The sequence below is a fragment of the Micromonospora sp. NPDC023814 genome, assembly GCF_040639595.1.
Lineage (GTDB): Bacteria > Actinomycetota > Actinomycetes > Mycobacteriales > Micromonosporaceae > Micromonospora.
In genome coordinates, this window is record NZ_JBFAAF010000008.1 from 88,319 (window position 1) to 106,491 (window position 18,173).

At 71.5% G+C, this 18,173-nt stretch carries 18 protein-coding genes; 8 read left to right on the forward strand and 10 right to left on the reverse strand.

Annotated elements, in window-relative coordinates; all coding sequences use genetic code 11:
* Window positions 1–10: 10 nt before the first annotated feature.
* The 3 genes from AB0G14_RS06505 to AB0G14_RS06515 form a co-directional block, all read right to left on the reverse strand.
* Window positions 11–385 carry a PH domain-containing protein gene (locus AB0G14_RS06505; RefSeq protein WP_357694390.1) on the reverse strand — a complete coding sequence of 125 codons (375 nt, stop codon included), beginning with the start codon at window positions 383–385 and terminating at the stop codon, window positions 11–13.
* Between the two features lie 35 nt (window positions 386–420).
* Entirely contained in the window at window positions 421–1,158 is a 738-nt protein-coding gene (locus AB0G14_RS06510) for a methyltransferase domain-containing protein (protein ID WP_357694392.1), read from the reverse strand.
* Window positions 1,159–1,238: 80 nt separating this feature from the next.
* Window positions 1,239–2,123: a LysR family transcriptional regulator gene (locus AB0G14_RS06515; protein ID WP_357694473.1), complete on the reverse strand. Its 885-nt coding sequence runs from the start codon at window positions 2,121–2,123 to the stop codon at window positions 1,239–1,241.
* 86 nt (window positions 2,124–2,209) lie between these two features.
* Here AB0G14_RS06515 and AB0G14_RS06520 point away from each other — a divergent pair, with 86 nt between their 5' ends.
* Together AB0G14_RS06520 and AB0G14_RS06525 are read left to right on the forward strand one after the other, a co-directional pair.
* A complete protein-coding gene (locus AB0G14_RS06520; RefSeq protein ID WP_357694394.1) occupies window positions 2,210–2,401 on the forward strand; it encodes a hypothetical protein in 192 nt (63 codons plus the stop codon).
* Window positions 2,398–2,790 (forward strand): VOC family protein, encoded by a 393-nt coding sequence (locus tag AB0G14_RS06525; protein ID WP_357694396.1) that lies wholly within the window; start codon window positions 2,398–2,400, stop codon window positions 2,788–2,790. Before AB0G14_RS06520 ends, AB0G14_RS06525 begins: the two co-directional genes overlap by 4 nt.
* Before the next feature lie 12 nt (window positions 2,791–2,802).
* On the opposite strand, the gene AB0G14_RS06530 is transcribed toward AB0G14_RS06525, so the two are convergent.
* Window positions 2,803–3,108: a 4a-hydroxytetrahydrobiopterin dehydratase gene (locus AB0G14_RS06530; protein ID WP_350703912.1), complete on the reverse strand. Its 306-nt coding sequence runs from the start codon at window positions 3,106–3,108 to the stop codon at window positions 2,803–2,805.
* 183 nt (window positions 3,109–3,291) lie between these two features.
* Here AB0G14_RS06530 and AB0G14_RS06535 point away from each other — a divergent pair, with 183 nt between their 5' ends.
* On the forward strand, window positions 3,292–3,732 hold the full coding sequence (locus AB0G14_RS06535) for a (deoxy)nucleoside triphosphate pyrophosphohydrolase (RefSeq protein WP_357455575.1): 441 nt from the start codon (window positions 3,292–3,294) through the stop codon (window positions 3,730–3,732).
* A gap of 76 nt (window positions 3,733–3,808) precedes the next feature.
* Here AB0G14_RS06535 and AB0G14_RS06540 read toward each other — a convergent pair whose 3' ends face one another.
* The 6 genes from AB0G14_RS06540 to AB0G14_RS06565 form a co-directional block, all read right to left on the reverse strand.
* Window positions 3,809–4,906 (reverse strand): succinate dehydrogenase/fumarate reductase iron-sulfur subunit, encoded by a 1,098-nt coding sequence (locus AB0G14_RS06540; RefSeq protein ID WP_357694399.1) that lies wholly within the window; start codon window positions 4,904–4,906, stop codon window positions 3,809–3,811.
* Window positions 4,906–6,858 carry a fumarate reductase/succinate dehydrogenase flavoprotein subunit gene (locus AB0G14_RS06545; protein ID WP_357694401.1) on the reverse strand — a complete coding sequence of 651 codons (1,953 nt, stop codon included), beginning with the start codon at window positions 6,856–6,858 and terminating at the stop codon, window positions 4,906–4,908. The genes AB0G14_RS06540 and AB0G14_RS06545 overlap by 1 nt, the downstream gene beginning before the upstream one ends.
* Window positions 6,859–6,871: 13 nt before the next feature.
* The gene (locus AB0G14_RS06550) at window positions 6,872–7,678 is read right to left on the reverse strand and encodes a hypothetical protein (protein ID WP_357694403.1); all 807 of its coding nucleotides are present in this window, start codon (window positions 7,676–7,678) and stop codon (window positions 6,872–6,874) included.
* Window positions 7,679–8,037: 359 nt separating this feature from the next.
* Window positions 8,038–9,492: a metallopeptidase TldD-related protein gene (locus tag AB0G14_RS06555; protein ID WP_357694405.1), complete on the reverse strand. Its 1,455-nt coding sequence runs from the start codon at window positions 9,490–9,492 to the stop codon at window positions 8,038–8,040.
* A 61-nt stretch (window positions 9,493–9,553) separates the two neighbouring features.
* Window positions 9,554–10,990, reverse strand: coding sequence for a TldD/PmbA family protein (locus AB0G14_RS06560; RefSeq protein ID WP_357694407.1), 1,437 nt, complete (start codon window positions 10,988–10,990; stop codon window positions 9,554–9,556).
* Between the two features lie 113 nt (window positions 10,991–11,103).
* Window positions 11,104–11,652 (reverse strand): Uma2 family endonuclease, encoded by a 549-nt coding sequence (locus AB0G14_RS06565; protein ID WP_357694475.1) that lies wholly within the window; start codon window positions 11,650–11,652, stop codon window positions 11,104–11,106.
* Between the two features lie 275 nt (window positions 11,653–11,927).
* Here AB0G14_RS06565 and AB0G14_RS06570 point away from each other — a divergent pair, with 275 nt between their 5' ends.
* From AB0G14_RS06570 to AB0G14_RS06590, 5 genes are all read left to right on the forward strand, one after another.
* Complete coding sequence (locus tag AB0G14_RS06570) at window positions 11,928–12,983, forward strand: ABC transporter ATP-binding protein (protein ID WP_357455683.1); 1,056 nt, start codon at window positions 11,928–11,930, stop codon at window positions 12,981–12,983.
* A 55-nt stretch (window positions 12,984–13,038) separates the two neighbouring features.
* Window positions 13,039–14,157, forward strand: a complete 1,119-nt coding sequence (locus AB0G14_RS06575; RefSeq protein ID WP_357694409.1) for a dipeptide ABC transporter ATP-binding protein — start codon at window positions 13,039–13,041, stop codon at window positions 14,155–14,157.
* Window positions 14,154–15,161, forward strand: coding sequence for an ABC transporter permease (locus tag AB0G14_RS06580; RefSeq protein WP_357694411.1), 1,008 nt, complete (start codon window positions 14,154–14,156; stop codon window positions 15,159–15,161). The genes AB0G14_RS06575 and AB0G14_RS06580 overlap by 4 nt, the downstream gene beginning before the upstream one ends.
* A gap of 9 nt (window positions 15,162–15,170) precedes the next feature.
* Window positions 15,171–16,157 (forward strand): ABC transporter permease, encoded by a 987-nt coding sequence (locus AB0G14_RS06585; protein ID WP_357694413.1) that lies wholly within the window; start codon window positions 15,171–15,173, stop codon window positions 16,155–16,157.
* Window positions 16,158–16,314: 157 nt separating this feature from the next.
* Window positions 16,315–18,057: an ABC transporter substrate-binding protein gene (locus tag AB0G14_RS06590; protein WP_357694415.1), complete on the forward strand. Its 1,743-nt coding sequence runs from the start codon at window positions 16,315–16,317 to the stop codon at window positions 18,055–18,057.
* Window positions 18,058–18,173: the final 116 nt, after the last annotated feature.

An 18,173-nucleotide genomic window follows, 5' to 3' on the forward strand; every position in this document is an offset into this window, starting at 1 on the left:
TCCCCCGGCTTCAGCCGGGGGAGGAGGTCAAGTGGTGCAGGATCACGTTGTGCACGTGGTGGCTCTTCTGGGCGCCGCGGAACTCCACCTCGTAGGTGTGCGTGCCGACGTGGATCGCGATCGCGCCGGTGGAGAAGAACGAGCCGCCCCAGGACTTGTTGCTGACCACGCTGACGCTGGTGATCTTCGAGTACGGGATGCTGGTGATCGCGTACCGCTTGCCGACGAAGGAGCGGTCCTGGATGATCACGCGTCGGTCGGTCAGGCCGATGAAGCCCGTGCCCGTGCCGACGGCGTCGTAGACGGCGATGATCTGTTCCCCGTGGAGCAGTCCGCTCTGGATCTGCTGGAACTGCTCCTTGCGGTCGTACGTCGCGTTGGCCATGGCCCTCACGGTAGGCCGGGCGCGCCAACCCAAGATCAATACCGTCGGGCCAGGACGAGGAACTCGCCGTCGCCCCGACCGACCGGCTCCCCGCTCCAGCCGCCGTGGATCCGCTCGACCGCGAACCCGGCGGCCCGCAGCGACCTCCGCAGCTCGTCCTCCGTGCGGAAGCGCAGGGTGGCCGAGCTGAGCAGCTCCTCGCCGTCACCGAACAGGTAGTGGTGGGTGAAGGCGACCCTGCCGCCGTCGACGGCGGTCACCTCCGTCCACGCCCGCACCATCTCGCCGCCCGGCAGGGTGACGCGTCGCCGCGAGTCGACCGGGTTCCAGCGTTCCCACCGCCGGTCCGCCGGGTCGCGCGAGTCGAACGCCAGCCGGCCGCCGGGCACCAGCGCCCGGGCCAGGTCGGCGAGGGTACGCGCCCACTCGGCGTCGTCCACGAAGAACTGCGCCACGTGGCTGGTCATCACCGCCACGTCGTACGGCCGCTCCGGCAGCAGGGCGGAGGTGCCCTCGATCCAGGTCACCCGGTCCGCTCCCGGCTTGGCACGGGCGGCGGCCAGCGAGGGGCTGGCCGGGTCGACGCCGGTGACGGTGTGGCCGGCGGCGGCCAGGCCGAGGGCGAGCCGCCCGGTGCCGCAGCCCAGGTCGAGCACCCGGGCGGCGGGCGTCTCGTCGACCCGGGCCAGGAACCAGTCGTCGTCGCGCCCCCAGGGGCACTCGGCGTCGTAGACCCGGACCAGCCGCGGATGGTGGAACTCGCCGTGCCTCATCGAAACCGATCATGCCATCCGGTGCTGCGTGCGGGCGACTTCGTTGCGGAACGGTCGGCATCCGCCGAACGTGGCGCGGGTCAGCGTCCGTTCGCGTCGGTCGCGGCCCGGACGAACTCGCGGATCCGGGCCGTGGTGTTGCTCTCCCGCCAGACCAGGCCGCGCCGGATCGGCGGCGCGTCGCGGATCGGCACGTACGCCACGTCGGGGCGGGGGTAGTAGCGCCGGGTGTGCTCGCCCACGGGCAGCACGCCCCGCCCCATCGCGACCAACGTCAGCATCTCCGAGAAGGTGTTGCCGGCCGGCCCCTTCGGCACCGGCCGCCCCGACGGGGTGTGCTCGGGCGTGCGGTCGCGCTTGAACTCCACCGAGGTCACCGCCGGGTACTGCACCACCGGGTGGTCGCCGAGCACCTCCAGGGAGACGGACTCCTGCCGGGTCAGCGGGTGCCCCGCCGGCACCGCGAGCACCCGCTCCTCCTCCAGCAGCGCCGGCCCGCAGGCCATGCCGTCGAACGGGTACGCGGCCATCAGGATGTCGATCGAGCCGTCGACCAGGCTCGGCCGCGAGTTGAAGAGCTGGACCTCGTGCACCTCGACCTGGCAGTCCGGGTGGCGTTGCGCGAACAGGGCGACGGCCTTGAGCAGCACCGGGGCGGTCCACTCGCCGAGGAAGGCGACCCGCAGCCGACCGGTGACGCCCCGCCCCGCCTCGACGGCCCGGCGTACCGCCTCGTCCATGCCGGCGACCAGCGGCGCCAGGTCGTCGGCGAGCTGCCGGCCGATGGGGGTGAGCTGCACGACCCGGCTGGTGCGGGCGAAGAGCGGGGCGCCGATGCGACGTTCCAGCTTCTTGACCACGTGGCTGATCCGCCCGGTCGTCACCCGCAGGCGTTCGGCCGTCCGGCCGAAGTGCAACTCCTCGGCGAGCGTCAGGAAGGTCTCCAGCTCGTGGCGTTCCAGCACGTCGGTGTCCCGTCGTTGAATCCGGCTCAACGATCGTAGTGTGATCGCGTCTTGGTCGGCCGGGCCGGTCGGCGCATCGTGGGGGCATGGAAACGACGACAGTGACCGACTACCTGGCGGGCCTCGACGCCCCGCTGCGGGAGATCACCGACCCGTCGGGGCGGCTCGTCCCGGGCGCCCGGCAGATGGCCGCGGTGAAGCTGCGGGCCCTCGCCGACGTCGACCCGGCCCTGTTCACCGACTGGCTGCGCCAGGCCCACGACCTGGAGGCGAAGTGAGCGCGGTGCGGGTCACGGGCTTCGACCACCTGGTGCTCAACGTCTCCGACGTCGAGCGGGCGCTGGGCTTCTACTGCGGCGTGCTGGGCCTGGCCCCGGTGCGGGTCGACGAGTGGCGGGCCGGCAAGGTCCCGTTCCCGTCGGTACGCGTCAGCCCGGAGACCATCATCGACCTCGTCCGTCGGGACCGGGGCGAATCCAACGTCGACCATTTCTGCCTGGTGGTGGAGCCGCTGGACTGGCAGGACGCCGTCGACGCGGGGGTGTTCACGGTCCTGGAGGGACCGGTGGGCCGGTTCGGCGCGCGCGGCAGCGCCACCTCCCTCTACGTGCGGGACCCGGACGGCAACTCCGTCGAGCTGCGCTGGTACCCCCAGGACGCCGCGTAGCCGGCGCGTGGGTCAGGGCTGGGTGACCGCGCGGTAGGCGTCCTCGATGCGCGCGGCCAGCAGCACCTCGCGCTCGGTCAGCGGGGCGTTGCCGTGCCCGACCTTGATGTGCGTGTGGTCGGCGCGGCGGCTGATCTCGGGCCGCAGGTGCAGCGCGTCGGCGACCACCTTCACCCGCTCGGTGAGGGCCGCGTGCTGCGTGTCGTCGATCACGAGGGTCCGTCGGATCTGCTCACCCTCCCGGGTCCAACCGGTGAGCAGGGTGAGGGCGTCGCTGAGGTAGTCGTGCTTCGCCCGGCCGTTGAACAGCACGCGCATCACCGCACCTCCCAGGCGCCGTTGCCGGCTTGTGGCCAAATCGTCGCCGTTCCGTGTCTTGTCGGTGCCCTCTAGTCTGTCGTCGCACGGTGGGTGTGTCCACGCCCACACTTCCGTCTTCTCCTGCCCTGACGGTCGGCCACGCTACCCAAACCGCCGATTGATCTGGCACGCTGGATGCCCGTGCGGACCGAACGGGCTAACGGCGGCGGGCAGGCCGAACGACGGGACCTGAGGGTCGTCGTCGGGGCGGCGATCATCAGGAACGGCAGGGTGCTCGCCTGCGCCCGGGCCGCGCCGCCGGAGGTGGCGGGCATGTGGGAGTTCCCTGGCGGCAAGGTGGAGCCGGGCGAGAGCGAGACCGCCGCGCTCGTCCGCGAGTGTGCCGAGGAACTCGCCGTACGCGTGGAGATCGGCGACCGGGTCGGCCGCAACGTCCGGATGGCGCACGGCCGCTCCGTGCTCAAGGTGTACGCGGCCCGCCTGCTGCACGGCGACCAGCCGCAGGCGTTGGAGCACTCGGCACTGCGCTGGCTCTCCGCCGACGAGTTGGACAGCGTCACCTGGCTGCCGGCCGACGCCCCCATCGTTGCCGCCCTCCGCCCGATTCTCGCGCCCGGCTGAGCCGAAGCGGACACCCGGGCGGAAACGGGACGGGGGCCGGCGGCAACAGCCGCGGCCCCCGTCATCGTCGACGCCCTCAGTGCTTGTCCTGCTCCGGGTGGGCGAAGTTCAGGTGCTCCGGCGGCAGCGGGAAGGTCACGTCCTCGCCGAACGGCGACGGCGCCGCCGCCCGGTCGAAGGTGAGCTCCGTCAGCGGAAGCCTGCCGTGGGTGTCCACGGCCGGCGCCGTCGGCTTCGGCACCTCGCGGTGCCAGTTGACGCCGCGCTGCGCCTGCACCTCGGCCTGCGGGTCGTGCGAGCCGCCCGCGTGCGAGTGCACGCCCCCGTGGGCCGCGCTGCCGTGCACCGCACCGCTGGCGTGCCCGCTGGTCACGATGGTCTGAGGCACCTGACCCCTCCGGAAGATCTTGCTACCAAGCCACACGAGGGGATCGTACCTGCGGTCGACGACCCGCTCCTTCATGGGGATGATCCCGTTGTCCGTGATCTTGATGTGCTCCGGGCAGACCTCGGTGCAGCACTTGGTGATGTTGCAGAATCCGAGGCCCTGTTCGGCCTGCGCGTACTCCTTGCGGTCGGTCCTCGCGTCGAGCGGGTGCATGTCCAGCTCCGCGGCCCGGATGAAGAACCGCGGCCCGGAGAACGCCTGCTTGTTCTCCTCGTGGTCCCGGATCACGTGGCAGACGTTCTGGCACAGGAAGCACTCGATGCACTTGCGGAACTCCTGCGAGCGCTCCACGTCGACCTGCTGCATCCGGTACTCGCCGGGGGCCAGGTCGGCCGGTGGCGCGAACGCCGGGGTCTCCCGCGCCTTCTCGTAGTTGAACGAGACGTCGGTGACCAGGTCCCGGATGACCGGGAAGGTGCGCAGCGGGGTGACCGTGACCGTCTCGTCCTCCGTGAAGGTGGACATCCGGGTCATGCAGCTCAGCCGCGGCTTGCCGTTGATCTCCATCGAGCAGGAGCCGCACTTGCCGGCCTTGCAGTTCCACCGGCAGGCCAGATCCGGGGCGTCGGTGGCCTGGAGCCGGTGGATGACGTCGAGGACCACCTCGCCCTCGTTCACCTCGACCATGTAGTCCTGCAGGTCGCCGCCGTTCTCGTCGCCGCGCCAGATGCGGAACTGGCGCTTGGCGCCGGGCTTGCCGGCCCCGGGGGACTTCTGCTCCGCCATTACTTGCCCGCCTCCTCGGCCTCGGCGTCGGCGACGAGGGCGTCGAACTCGGCGAGCTCCTCGTCTGTGAGGTACTTGGCCAGCTCCGCGCGGTCGAAGAGGCCGATCAGCTCCGCGCGCATCTTCGGCAGCGGCTTGCGCTCCAGGCGCACGGTGTCGCCGTCCAGCGAGCAGACCAGGTTGACCCGGCGCCACATCGGGTCCATCGCCGGGTAGTCCTCCCGGGTGTGGCCGCCGCGCGACTCCTGCCGCTCCAGCGCCGCCTTCGCGGTGCACTCCGAGACCACCAGCATGTTGCGCAGGTCCAGCGCCAGGTGCCAGCCCGGGTTGTAGCGGCGGCCGCCGCTCGCGCTGACCTTGGCCACCCGCTCGCGCAGCTCCGCCAGCCGGCTCAGCGCGTCGGCCAGCTCACCCTCGCGCCGGATGATCCCGACGAGGTCGCCCATCACCGCCTGGAGGTCCTGCTGGAGGGTGTACGGGCTCTCGCCGGTGTCCCGCTGCAACGGTGCCAGCGCGGTCTCCACCGCGGTCTCCACCGCCGCGACGTGGACCTTCGGGCGGGCCGTCAGGCTGTCGGCGTACGTGGCGGCGTGGCCGCCCGCGCGCTTGCCGAAGACCAGCAGGTCGGACAGCGAGTTGCCGCCGAGCCGGTTGGAGCCGTGCATGCCGCCGGAGACCTCACCCGCGGCGAAGAGCCCCCGCACGGTGCCGTACGCGGCGCCCGAGTCCGGGTCCACCTCCACGCCGCCCATCACGTAGTGGCAGGTCGGCCCGACCTCCATCGGCTCCTTGGTGATGTCGACGTCGGCCAGCTCCTTGAACTGGTGGTACATCGACGGCAGCCGGCGCCTGATCTCCTCGGCCGGCAGCCGGGAGGCGATGTCCAGGTAGACGCCGCCGGCGGGGGTGCCCCGACCGGCCTTGACCTCGCTGTTGATCGCGCGCGCGACCTCGTCGCGGGGCAGCAGCTCCGGCGGGCGCCGGTTGTTGTCCGGGTCCTTGTACCAGCGGTCCGCCTCGGCCTCGTTGTCCGCGTACTGCTTGCGGAAGACGTCGGGGACGTAGTCGAACATGAACCGCTTGCCGTCGGAGTTCTTCAGCACGCCGCCGTCGCCGCGCACCGACTCGGTGACCAGGATCCCCTTCACCGACACCGGCCAGACCATGCCGGTCGGGTGGAACTGGAGGAACTCCATGTTGATCAGCGTCGCGCCGGCGCGCAGGGCCAGCGCGTGCCCGTCCCCCGTGTACTCCCAGGAGTTCGAGGTGACCTTGTAGGAGCGGCCGACGCCGCCGGTCGCCAGCACCACGGCCGGCGCCTCGAAGAGGACGAACTCGCCGGACTCCCGGTAGTAGCCGAACGCGCCGGCGACCCGGTCGCCGTCGAGCAGCAACTCGGTGATGGTGGTCTCGGCGAAGACCTTGATCCGGGCGTCGTACGAGCCGTGCTCCCGCTTGTCCTCCTGCTGGAGGGAGACGATCTTCTGCTGGAGGGTGCGGATCAGCTCCAGGCCGGTCCGGTCGCCGACGTGCGCCAGGCGCGGGTACTCGTGGCCGCCGAAGTTGCGCTGCGAGATCTTCCCGTCCTTGGTGCGGTCGAAGAGCGCGCCGTACGTCTCCAGCTCCCAGATCCGCTGCGGCGACTCCTTCGCGTGCAGCTCGGCCATCCGGAAGTTGTTGAGGAACTTGCCGCCGCGCATGGTGTCGCGGAAGTGCACCTGCCAGTTGTCCCGGCTGTTCACGTTGCCCATCGCGGCGGCGGCGCCGCCCTCGGCCATCACCGTGTGCGCCTTGCCGAAGAGCGACTTCGAGATGATCGCGGTCTTCTTGCCGGCGAGCCGGGCCTCGATCGCCGCGCGCAGGCCGGCGCCGCCGGCTCCGATCACGACGACGTCGTAGTGGTGTCGTTCGATTCGCGTGGTGGAGCTCGTGTGGTGGTGAGGATTGGTCATGTCAGGGGGCCCTCTAGTTGATGAACCGCAGGTCGTTGAACCAGTCCGCCGCGACCGCCATGACGTAGAAGTCCGTCAGGGCCAGGGTGCCGAGGGTGATCCAGGCGAGCTGCATGTGCCGGACGTTCAGGGCGGAGATGAAGGTCCAGGCCCGGTAGCGCACCGGGTGCTTGGAGAAGTGCTTGAGCCGCCCGCCGATGATGTGCCGGCAGGAGTGGCAGGAGATCGTGTACGCCCACAGCATGACCACGTTGCCGAGCAGGATGATGTTGCCCAGACCGAACCCGAAGCCCTTCGGCGAGTGGAAGGCCAGGATCGCGTCCCAGGTGTTGATCAGCGAGATGACGGCGGCGGCGTAGAAGAAGTAGCGGTGCAGGTTCTGGCCGAGCAGCGGGAACCGGGTCTCGCCGCCGTAGGACTGGTGCCCGTCCGGCACCGCGCACGCGGGCGGCGACAGCCAGAACGAGCGGTAGTACGCCTTGCGGTAGTAGTAGCAGGTGAGGCGGAACAGCAGCAGGAACGGCAGGGTCAGCGCGGCGTCCGGGATGATCCACCAGCTGGGCAGGAAGCTGCCGAAGTGCGAGGAGCCCTCGACGCACCGTTCGGTGACGCAGGGGGAGTAGAACGGGGTCAGGTAGTGGTACGCGTCGACCCAGTAGTAGTCGTGCATGAAGACCCGGACCGTCGCGTACGCGACCCACGCGCCGAGCCCGATCACGGTGAGCAGGGGGGCGAGCCACCAGCGATCGGTACGCAACGTCTTCGCCGCGATGGCGGCGCGCGCCCGCGCCCCCCGCGGCCTCGTTGCCGTTGATGTCATTCGAGTCGTCTCCCTGACGGGGCCCGCACGCGCGGGCGGATCAGTTTCCGGTCGGCACGCGGACCGGCGAACCCGCACCCGCTTGCCACGTCATGCGCACACCAACGACCGCGCCGGCGATACGGCGCAGCTAAGTGACACACGTTACGCCGATCTTTGCGGGCCGTCCGCGCAAGGCAGTGTCCCGTGTGTCCCGGCCGGTGGAAAGCCCCGAACGATGATCGATGTCCGGATGTTAAGAACCTCACCGGTCGCCTGTCCGTCGTACGCGCGCGACTCACCCGGAAGCGTCGCCGGCCCGAACTCCGTCGTGGAGCGGGCGCCGGGCCGGGCTCCGACCTGTGCAGCGGACCGCGGGCTCAGCCGGAGGCGCCGCCCGTGAAGTTCCAGGAGGCCAGCCGCAGCGGCGGGGCCTCCCACCAGACGCCGTCCGTCCGGTCCGGCTGGCGTACCGCCCGGCTGCCGACGCCGAGCACCGCGCCGGGACCGAGGGCACGGGGGTAGGACTCGGTGAAGCGCAGGTCGCGGACCGCCCGGGTCACCACGCCGTCCTCCACCAGCCAGACGCCGTTGCGGGTCAGGCCCGTGACGGCCAGGCTCTTCGGATCGAGCACGCGGGTGTACCAGAGGTCGCTGACCAGCAGCCCCCGCCGCACCCGACCGACCAGCCCGGCGGTGTCCCCGTCGACCACCGCACCCGGCACGCCGCCGCCCGCGCCCGCCGTGCCCGGCACGGCGGAGTCCGCCGCGTCGGCGCCCGACGTCGCTGCCGGCCCGCCGCCGGTGGCTCCGGCACCCGTCGGCCCGGCCGCCCGCAGGCGCAGGTTGCGGGGCATCGGGCCCCACGTCGCGGCGCCGGCCAGGGCGTGCCCGGTCGAGGCCGCGCCGGCCTCGACGGCGGTGCGCCGGTCGTGCGCCACCGCCCGGGTGGTGCCCGCCTCGACCAGGCTCACGGCGCGCCGGGGCGTGCCCTCGACGTCGAACGGCAGCCCGGAGCCGCCGAGCGGGTCGTCGACCAGGCTGATGGCCGGGTCGAACTGGGCCACCCCCGGCTCGGCGAAGGACTGCCGCTCGGCGTACCGCTTGCCGTTGAAGCCGAACCAGGAGAGATTCTGGAGCAGGTCGGCGACGGCGGCCGGCTCCAGCACCACCTCGTAGCGGCCGGGCGGCAACTCGACCGGGTCGGCCGCGGCGCGCGCCTTGGCCGCGGCCCGGGCGCCGAGCGCGGCCCCGTCGATTTCGGCGAGCCGGTCGGCGCAGAACCGGGCCACGCCGTCGGAGCCGCCGGTGCGGGCGATGCCGTCCATCGCCGCCTCGGCGGCGCGGCCCCACGCCGAGTGGCCGGCCGAATTGGCGAACGCGGAGGAGCGGTGCGCCGTGCGGCAGTAGCCGGCCGCCTCCAGCCCGCCGGCCGCCGCCACGAACGCGCGCACCAGCTCGGCCCGCTCATCCGGCTCGGCGTACGCGGTGGCCTCGTCGAAGGTCGCGGCAGTCGGCGCCGGCGCCGGCGGGGCGAGCCCCGGCCAGGCCGGGTCGGGCGGACAGAGCCGCGCCGCGGCGAGGGTGCGCTCGACCAGCGCGCGCAGCCCGTCGGCGGTGACCACGCTGCCGCTGCCGGCGGCCGTGCGCCCGCCGACGTGCAGCCGCAGCCGGACCTCGACGCCGGACTCGGCCACGTTCTGGTGGATGAACGAGTTGGCGAACCGGGTCAGCGCCAGGTCGGCCCGGGTGACCACCGCCTCGGCCTGCGCGTCGGACCCCCCGAGCCGGCGGACCAGCTCCACCACCTGACCGGCCATCTCCAGCTCGCTCATGCTGCACCCTCTTCGTTCGCGACTGCGGGACTCGCTCGCTGCGCTCGCTCATTCCTCGCGCTCACGCACGAACTCCTACCCGGACGTTGCGGAAGCGGGCCGGCGCGGCCGGGTGGCCGGTGTGGCCGACCTGGCCTGGCTGGCCCTTGCCGCAGTTGGGCGTGCCCCAGGCGACGGTCTCCGAGGAGAGCATGTCCATCGAGCGCCAGAAGAGGGGACCGATGCCGGTGTAGGTGGGGTTGCGCAGCATCCGCCCGCGCCGGCCCTTCTTCACCTCCCAGCCGATCTCGCAGCCGAACTGGAAGTTGAGCCGCTTGTCGTCGATCGACCAGGAGCGGTTGACGTCCATCAGCACCCCGTCGTCGGTGGCGGCGACGATCTCCTCCAGGGTGTGCGGGCCGGGCTCCAGGCCCACGTTGGTCATCCGCACCATCGGCAGCCGGGCCCAGCCGTCGGCGCGTACGCTGCCGCCGTGGTCCAGGCCGGCGACGGCTGCCGAGTCCCGGCCGGCGAGCACGCCCACCCAGCGACCCTCGCGCACCGCGTCGCGCCTGACGGCCGGGGAGCCCTCGTCGTCGAAGCCGAAGCTGCCGAGCGCGCCGGGGATGGTGGGGTCGATGGTGACGTTCATGAGCTCGGAGCCGTAGCGCAGCGAGCCGAGCTGGGCCAGGTCCAACCAGGAGGTGCCGGCGAAGGCGGCCTCCCAGCCGAGGATCCGGTCCAGCTCGATGGCGTGCCCGACCGACTCGTGGATCTGCAGGGCGAGTTGCTCGCCGCCGAGGATGAGGTCGGTCTCGCCGGCGGGGCAGGGCGGCGCGGTGAGCAGCGCCCGGGCCTCCTCGGCGATCCGCGCCGCATGCGCGGCCAGGTCGAGCGAGGTGACCAACTCCCAGCCGGTGGTGCCGTATTGGCCTCGGTAGCTCGGGTAGGAGCGGCGCTGGGTCTCCCCGTCACCGACGGCGGTGGCGGAGATGCCGCCGCCGCACTCGCGGATCCGCTGGTCGATCCGGTGCCCCTCGCTGGAGACGAACCACTTGGCCGTGTCCCAGACCTGGTAGAGGCCCTCGGCCACGTCGGCGCCGTGCTCCGCCATCGTCCGCGTGGCACCGACCAGCAGGTCACCCTTGTCGGAGAGCGGCACGCCGAGCGGGTCCACCACGCAGGGGGAGGCCCAGCTCGCGGTCACCGCCGCGGCCGGCACCAGGTCGATCGGCGGCCCCGGGACCCGCGCGCTCGCCGCGGCGATCCGCGCGGCGCGCCGGCCGGCCTCGCGGGCGGCGGCGTCGGACAGCTCCGGTACGGCGTGGAAACCCCAGCTCGACCCGACCAGCGCGCGGACGCCCAGCCCGATGCTCTCGTCCTGGGTCAGCTCCTCGATGTCGCCGTTGCGGGCCGACATGGACTCGTAGCGGCGGTGCATCACCCGGGCGTCGGCGTATCGGGCTCCCGCGTCGAGCGCGGCCTGCACCGCGGCGGCAGCCGCGTCGAACTCGGTCACGACGGCACTTCGCCGCGCTCTGTGCCGTCATGAGGCACCACCGGGCTGCGTTGATGATTCGCTCGCGGGAGCTCGCTCATGCGCCCGACCCTAGGCGAGCCCACCGACATCCGTCAGGCGAGCAGGTCCTCCGGCCGGATCGTGACCCGTACGGGCTCGGTCAGCTCCAGCTCGTCGCCGGCCTTGGTCACCGACCGCTCGACGTAGTGGGCGCCCTGCTGCTGGTACAGGTGCATGGTCAGGTTCTCCTGCTCCACGAGGAGGTACCACTCGATGCCGGCCGCCGCGTAGTAGTGCATCTTGAGCACCTTGTCGGTGGCCTCGTTGCCCGGCGAGATGATCTCGCAGACCAGCCGGACGTCGGCCGCCTCGATCCAGGGGTCGTCGAGGTCGATCGGAGCCGTGACCACGAGGTCGGGAATGGGGATGCGACCCGGCCGGAGCCGGACGTTCACCGCTTCCAGTAGCTCCAGCCCGAGGGCTTCGGCGGCGGGTTCGAGAAGGTTGCCCAGCTTGCGTGAGATGCGCTGGTGGCGGGGAGTGGGGGCTGGGGTCACGTGGAGGCTCCCGTCGAAGAGTTCGACGCGCTGCTGCGTCTCGCCGAGGGCGAGGTACTCCTCTTCGCTCCACGGGCCGTCGTGGCCGAACACCGCCGCGGTCATGGTCACCTCCACCTCCTGCCGGCGGGAATCCTCCCCGGGCTGCCGCGCCCATCGTCGCACCTGCTGTGCGGGCGCGGGGACGTCAACGCCGATGAATGCCGAGGTGAGGGGTGCGGGCCCGTTGCAGAGTCGTTACGCTGTGGCCCGCTGACAGCCCTCGGTTATGTAGCTTATTTTCACCCTCAGTGATTTCCTGTAGGTTCTCTTCGTCACTGAGGGAGGCGGTCGTGGGCAGTCCGGAGTCGGCGTCGTCCGGGGAACCGGGCCGCCCCAGCGTGCCGGAGCAGCGCTCCGGCCAGGACCCGTACCTGCGGGTGAGCGACCTGCGGGTCCGCTTCGACACCGAGGACGGCGTGGTGCGCGCGGTCGACGGGGTGTCGTTCGCGGTGGAGCGGGGGCGCACGCTCGGCATCGTCGGTGAGTCGGGCTCGGGCAAGAGCGTCACCTCGCTGGCCGTCCTCGGCCTGCACAACGCCAAGCGGACCACCATCACCGGGGAGATCTCCGTCGGCGGGCGCCAACTGGTCGGCCTGCCGGAGGAGGAGGTACGCCGGCTGCGCGGCCGGGACATGGCGATGATCTTCCAGGACCCGCTGTCCGCGCTGCACCCGTACTTCACGGTGGGCAGGCAGATCGCCGAGGCGTACCGGGTGCACCACCCGAAGGCCGGCAAGCGCGAGGCCCGCCAGCGCGCGGTGGACATGCTGGGCCGGGTCGGCATCCCGCAGCCGGCCCGCCGCTTCGACCAGTACCCGCACGAGTTCTCCGGCGGCATGCGGCAGCGGGCGATGATCGCCATGGCGCTGGTCAACGACCCGGACCTGCTGATCGCCGACGAGCCGACCACCGCCCTGGACGTGACCGTACAGGCGCAGATCCTCGACCTGCTGGCCGATCTCCAGGCCGAGTTCCACTCCGCGATCATCATGATCACGCACGACCTGGGCGTGGTCAGCCAGGTCGCCGACGAGGTGCTGGTCATGTACGGCGGGCGGGCCGTCGAGCACGGCAGCGTCGAGCAGGTGCTCCGGCGGCCGCAGCACCCGTACACCTGGGGCCTGCTCTCCAGCGTGCCCTCCCTGCACGGCGACGCGGACGCGGACCTGGTGCCGATCAAGGGCAACCCGCCCAGCCTGATCAACCTCCCGCCCGGCTGCGCCTTCCACCCGCGCTGCCGGTACGCCGGTCGCAACGGCGACCGCTCGCGCACCGAGGTCCCGGAGCTGCGCCCGGCGGGCGCGCCCGGCCACCTGGTGGCCTGTCACCTCTCCGCCGACGACCGGACCCGGTTGTACGCGGAGGACATCGCGCACGTGGGGGTGGCTCGGTGAGCGCGAGGAACGCAGCGGAGCGGAGTCCCGCAGTCGCGAACGAGGGTGGGACCCGATGAGTGTGGAGACGGTCGAGCCGCTGCTGCGGGTGCGCGGGCTGGCCAAGCACTTCCCGGTGCGCAGCGGGCTGCGGAGCACGGGCCTGGTGCGGGCCGTGGACGGGCTGGACTTCGACGTGCGCCCGGGCGAGACGCTCGGTCTGGTGGGGGAGTCCGGCTGCGGCAAGACGACGACCGGCCGGATGCTGGTCCGCCTGCTGGAGCCCAGCGCGGGGAGCATCGAGTTCGCCGGGCGGGACATCACCCACGCCGGCCGGCGTGAGCTGCGCCCGCTGCGGCAGGACCTTCAGATCATCTTCCAGGACCCGTACGCCTCGCTGAACCCCCGGCACACCGTCGGCCGGATCGTCGCGATGCCGTTGCAGGTCAACGGGATCGACCCGCCGGGCGGGATCAAGGCCCGGGTGCAGGAGCTGCTGGAGCTGGTCGGGCTGAACCCGGAGCACTACAACCGGTACCCGCACGAGTTCTCCGGCGGCCAGCGCCAGCGCATCGGCATCGCCCGCGCCCTGGCGCTGCGGCCGAAGCTGATCGTCGCCGACGAGCCGGTCTCCGCCCTGGACGTGTCGATCCAGGCGCAGGTGGTCAACCTGCTCCGCGACCTGCAGCGCGACCTGGGCCTGGCGTTCGTCTTCATCGCGCACGACCTGGCCGTGGTGCGGCACTTCTGCCAGCGGGTCGCCGTCATGTACCTCGGCAAGATCGTCGAGATCGGCGACCGGGACGACATCTACGAGCGCCCGCAGCACCCGTACACCCGGGCGCTGCTCTCGGCGATCCCGGACGTCACCAAGCTCGGCCCGGCCGGCCGGATCCGGCTGGCCGGCGACGTGCCCACCCCGCTCAACCCGCCGTCGGGCTGCCGGTTCCGCACCCGTTGCTGGAAGGCACAGGACATCTGTGCCAGCGAGGAGCCGGCGCTGGTGCCCCGCGACGGCGGAAGCCAGGCCGCGGCCTGCCACTTCCCGGAGCGGGGGCCCGTCGAGGCCGCCCCGGCCGGGCAGCCGGCGACGTCGGCCGCCGAGCCGGCAGACGGCGCGGGCGGCGACGCGGCAGACGGGGCGGGCGCCGAGCCGGCGGGCACGGATGCGGGCGTCGAGGAGGTGTCGAGATGAGCATGTCCCCGGTGGAGGGCGTGGCGCTGGCCGAGATCGACTCGGGCGGCGGCGCCGACGCGCCGAAGGAGAAGGGCTTCGTCGGCCGATCGCCCGGCCAACTCGCCATGCTCCGGCTGCGCCGCGACCGGACGGCGATGGTCAGCGGGGCGATGCTGGTCTTCTTCGTGCTGGTGGCGCTCGCCGCGCCGCTGATCGAGGCGTTCTACGGGATCAGCCCACGCGACCAGTTCCAGGCCAAGCTGGACGGCTTCGGCATGCCGCTGGGCTACGCCGGTGGCGTGTCGGGGGACCACTTCTTCGGGCTGGAGCCCAACCTCGGTCGGGACATCTTCATCCGGCTGGTGTACGGCCTGCGTACCTCACTGCTGATCGCCTTCGCGGCGGCGGTGATCACGGCGGCCATCGGCATCGCGCTCGGCGCGCTCGCCGGGTACCTCGGCGGCTGGCTCGACGCGGTGATCAACTGGATCACCGACCTGACCCTGGCCATGCCGTTCCTGATCATCGCGCTGGCCCTGACCCCGACCCTGACGCTGCGCTTCTACGGCGAGCGGGACGCGGTCTCGCCCGCCTTCGGCGTCGGGGTGCTGATCGCCGTCTTCGCGATCTTCGGCTGGACCGGCACCGCCCGGCTGGTCCGCGGCCAGGTGATCGCGCTGCGCGAGCGGGAGTTCGTGGAGGCCGCTAAGGCCAGCGGCGCCGGGCTGGCGCACATGCTCTTCCGGCAACTGCTGCCGAACATCTGGGCGCCGATCCTGGTGTCGTTCTCGTTGGCGGTGCCGCAGTTCATCACCAGCGAGGCCGCGCTGTCGTTCATCGGCGTCGGGCTGACCGAGGAGACGCCGAGCTTCGGTCGGATGATCTACCAGAGCCTGGACTACCTCCAGACCGACCCGGCGTTCGTCTTCTTCCCCGGCATCACGATCTTCGCGCTCGTGTTCGCGTTCAACCTCTTCGGCGACGCGCTGCGCGACGCGCTCGACCCGAAGTCGTCCCGGTAGGGGTTTCCGATGGCGCGCTTCCTGATCAAGCGGATCTTCTCCGCGGTGCTCACCCTGTTCGCGGTGAGCGTGCTGACCTTCCTGATGTTCTTCGCGCTGCCCCGCGACCCGGTCAGCGGCATGTGCCCGAAGAACTGCAACCCCGAGCGGCTGGAGCGGGTCCGCGAGGAGTTGGGCCTGCGTGACCCGCTGATCACCCAGTACGCCGGCTACATGAAGGGCATCTTCACCGGGCGGGACCTGGGCAGCGCCCAGGGCGGCCGGTGCGACGCGCCCTGCCTGGGCTGGTCGTACGTCAACAACGAGGCGGTGCTGGACACCATCGCCCGGGTGCTGCCGGTGACGCTGAGCATCGTGATCCCGGCGGCGATCCTCTGGCTGCTGCTCGGCGTCGGCCTCGGCATGGTCTCGGCGCTGCGCCGGGGCACCTGGCTGGACCGGGCCGCGATCGGCTTCTCGCTGACCGGCGCCTCGCTGCAGCTCTACTTCGTCGGCGCGGTGCTGCTGCTGGTCTTCGTCTACAACCTGCGACTGCTGCCCGTGCCGAGCTACACGTCGATCTTCGACAATCCCCTGAAGTGGGCCAGCGGCCTGGTGCTCTCCTGGGTCGCGCTGGCCTTCCTCTTCTCCGCCATCTACGCCCGGCTGTCGAGGGCGCAGATGCTGGAGACGCTCTCCGAGGACTTCGTGCGCACCGCGCGGGCGAAGGGCCTGGCGAAGCCGAAGGTGTACGGGCGGCACGCGCTGCGCGCCGCGATCACCCCGGTGGTCACCATCGCCGGCCTGGACGTCGGGGCGGCGCTGGGCGGCACGGTGATCACCGAGACCACCTTCGGCATCCAGGGGCTGGGGCGGACCGCCGTCGAGGCGGTACGCGCCGGCGACCTGCCCACCATCATGGCGACCGTGCTCATCTCGGCGGTCTTCGTGGTGATCGCCAACGTGCTGGTCGACCTGCTCTACGCCGCCATCGACCCCCGCGTACGGCTCGGGTGACCCGCCCGTCCCGGCCGGCGCGCCCGCCCCGGGCGTCCGCCGGTCGGCGGCGGTGAAATTTATCGACAACTGTTACACAACTCGTAGGTTTTCTTCTTTACGATCCTCGGGACGTCGGCGTTCACGCCCGGCGGCACCTGGGTGGAGGAGGTAGGAGATGCGACCACGCGTGGCGGCCGCCGCAGGCGGCGCGATCGCACTGGTTGTGGCATTGGGTGCGTGCTCGGAGAACACGGGCGAAGGCACCACGGTGGACACCAACCGGCAGCAGACCGGGGTCATCGCGACCGACCCGAAGGACTCCATGGGTCCGGCGGCCGAGGTGCCGGGCGCCCAGAAGGGCGGCACCTTCACCATCATCCGGGAGACCCCCATCTCCCACCTGGACCCGCAGCGGACGTACTCGTTCGCCGGCCTGATGACGTCGCCGCTGTTCTCCCGTTACCTGACCACGTGGAAGGACGACGGCAAGGGCGGCCTGGTCCTCGTCGGCGACCTGGCCGAGACGCCGGGCACCAACGTCAACAACGACTGCAAGGTCTGGGAATTCAAGATCAAGGACGGGGTCAAGTTCGAGGACGGCCGCCCGATCACCTCCAAGGAGATCGCGTACGGCATCGCCCGCTCCTTCGACCCGGACCTGTCGGGCGGCCCCACCTACATCCAGGAGTGGCTGGCCGACAGCCCGCAGTTCGACACCAAGTGGGACTTCAAGAAGAACAAGACCTCGCTGCCCCCGGGCCTGAGCACCCCGGACGCGAAGACCCTGCGCTTCGAGTTCGCCAAGCCCCGCTGTGACCTGCCGTTCGCGGTCTCGCTGCCGACCACCGCGCCGCTGCCGGCTGACAAGGACACCGGCGTCAACCTGGACCACCAGCCGTTCTCGTCCGGTCCCTACAAGATCGCCAAGAACCAGGTCGGCGTGCAGATCACCCTGGACCGCAACCCGCACTGGGACCCGAACACCGACCCGGTGCGGCACCAGTACCCGGACCAGTTCGTCTGGAGCTTCGGCGCGACGGCCGACGCCGCGAACAACCGGGTGATCGCCGACAACGGCGCCGACCAGAGCGCCGTCGCCTTCAACTACGTGCCCGCCTCGCTGGTCGCCAAGGTCGCCAACGACCCGGCGCTCAAGGAGCGGACCATCCTCTCCCCGACGCCGAGCTCCAACCAGCTCGTCATCAACAACCAGCGGGTGAAGGACCTGAAGGTCCGCCAGGCGCTGAACTACGCCATCGACCGCGAGGGCCTGATCAAGTCGGTCGGCGGGCAGACCGTCGCCGCGCCGATGACCACGCTGATGCCGCCGTCCACGATCGGCTTCAAGGCGTACGACGCCTACCCGGCCGGCGCCAACGGCAACGTCGACAAGGCCAAGGAGCTGCTGGGCGGCCAGACGCCGGAGCTGGTCCTCGGCGTCGCGGACAACACGAGCGAGCAGCAGATCGCCACCCAGCTCAAGGGCAACCTGGAGCGGGCCGGCTTCAAGATCACCGTCCGGAACATCCCGGACGACTCGAAGCTCGACGAGGTCAAGAAGAAGGACAACCCCTGGGACCTGTACATCGGTAACTGGGCGGCCGACTGGCCGAGCGGCGCCTCGATCCTGCCGGTGCTCTACGACGGCCGCACCATCAAGCCCGAGGGCAACAGCAACAGCGCGTTCTTCAACGACCCGGCGATCAACGCCGAGTTCGACCGGATCCTGGCCCTGCCGCCGGGCGAGCAGGGCCCGGAGTGGGCCAAGCTCGACGAGCGGATCATGAAGGAGCACGCCCCGGTCGTGCCGCTCTACGTCGACGTGGCCTACCTCGTGCACGGCTCCAAGGCCGGCGGGGTCTTCGTCTCCAGCGTCTTCGGCTACCCGGCCTTCGTGAACGCGTACGTCAAGCAGTAACCCGCAGGCACCAACCGCACGGACGGGCCCCGGTCGACAGCGTCGTCGACCGGGGCCTCCGCGCATTCGGCGCCGCCTGCCCGTCGTGTTAGGAAGGGCCCCTTCCTCTACCGCAG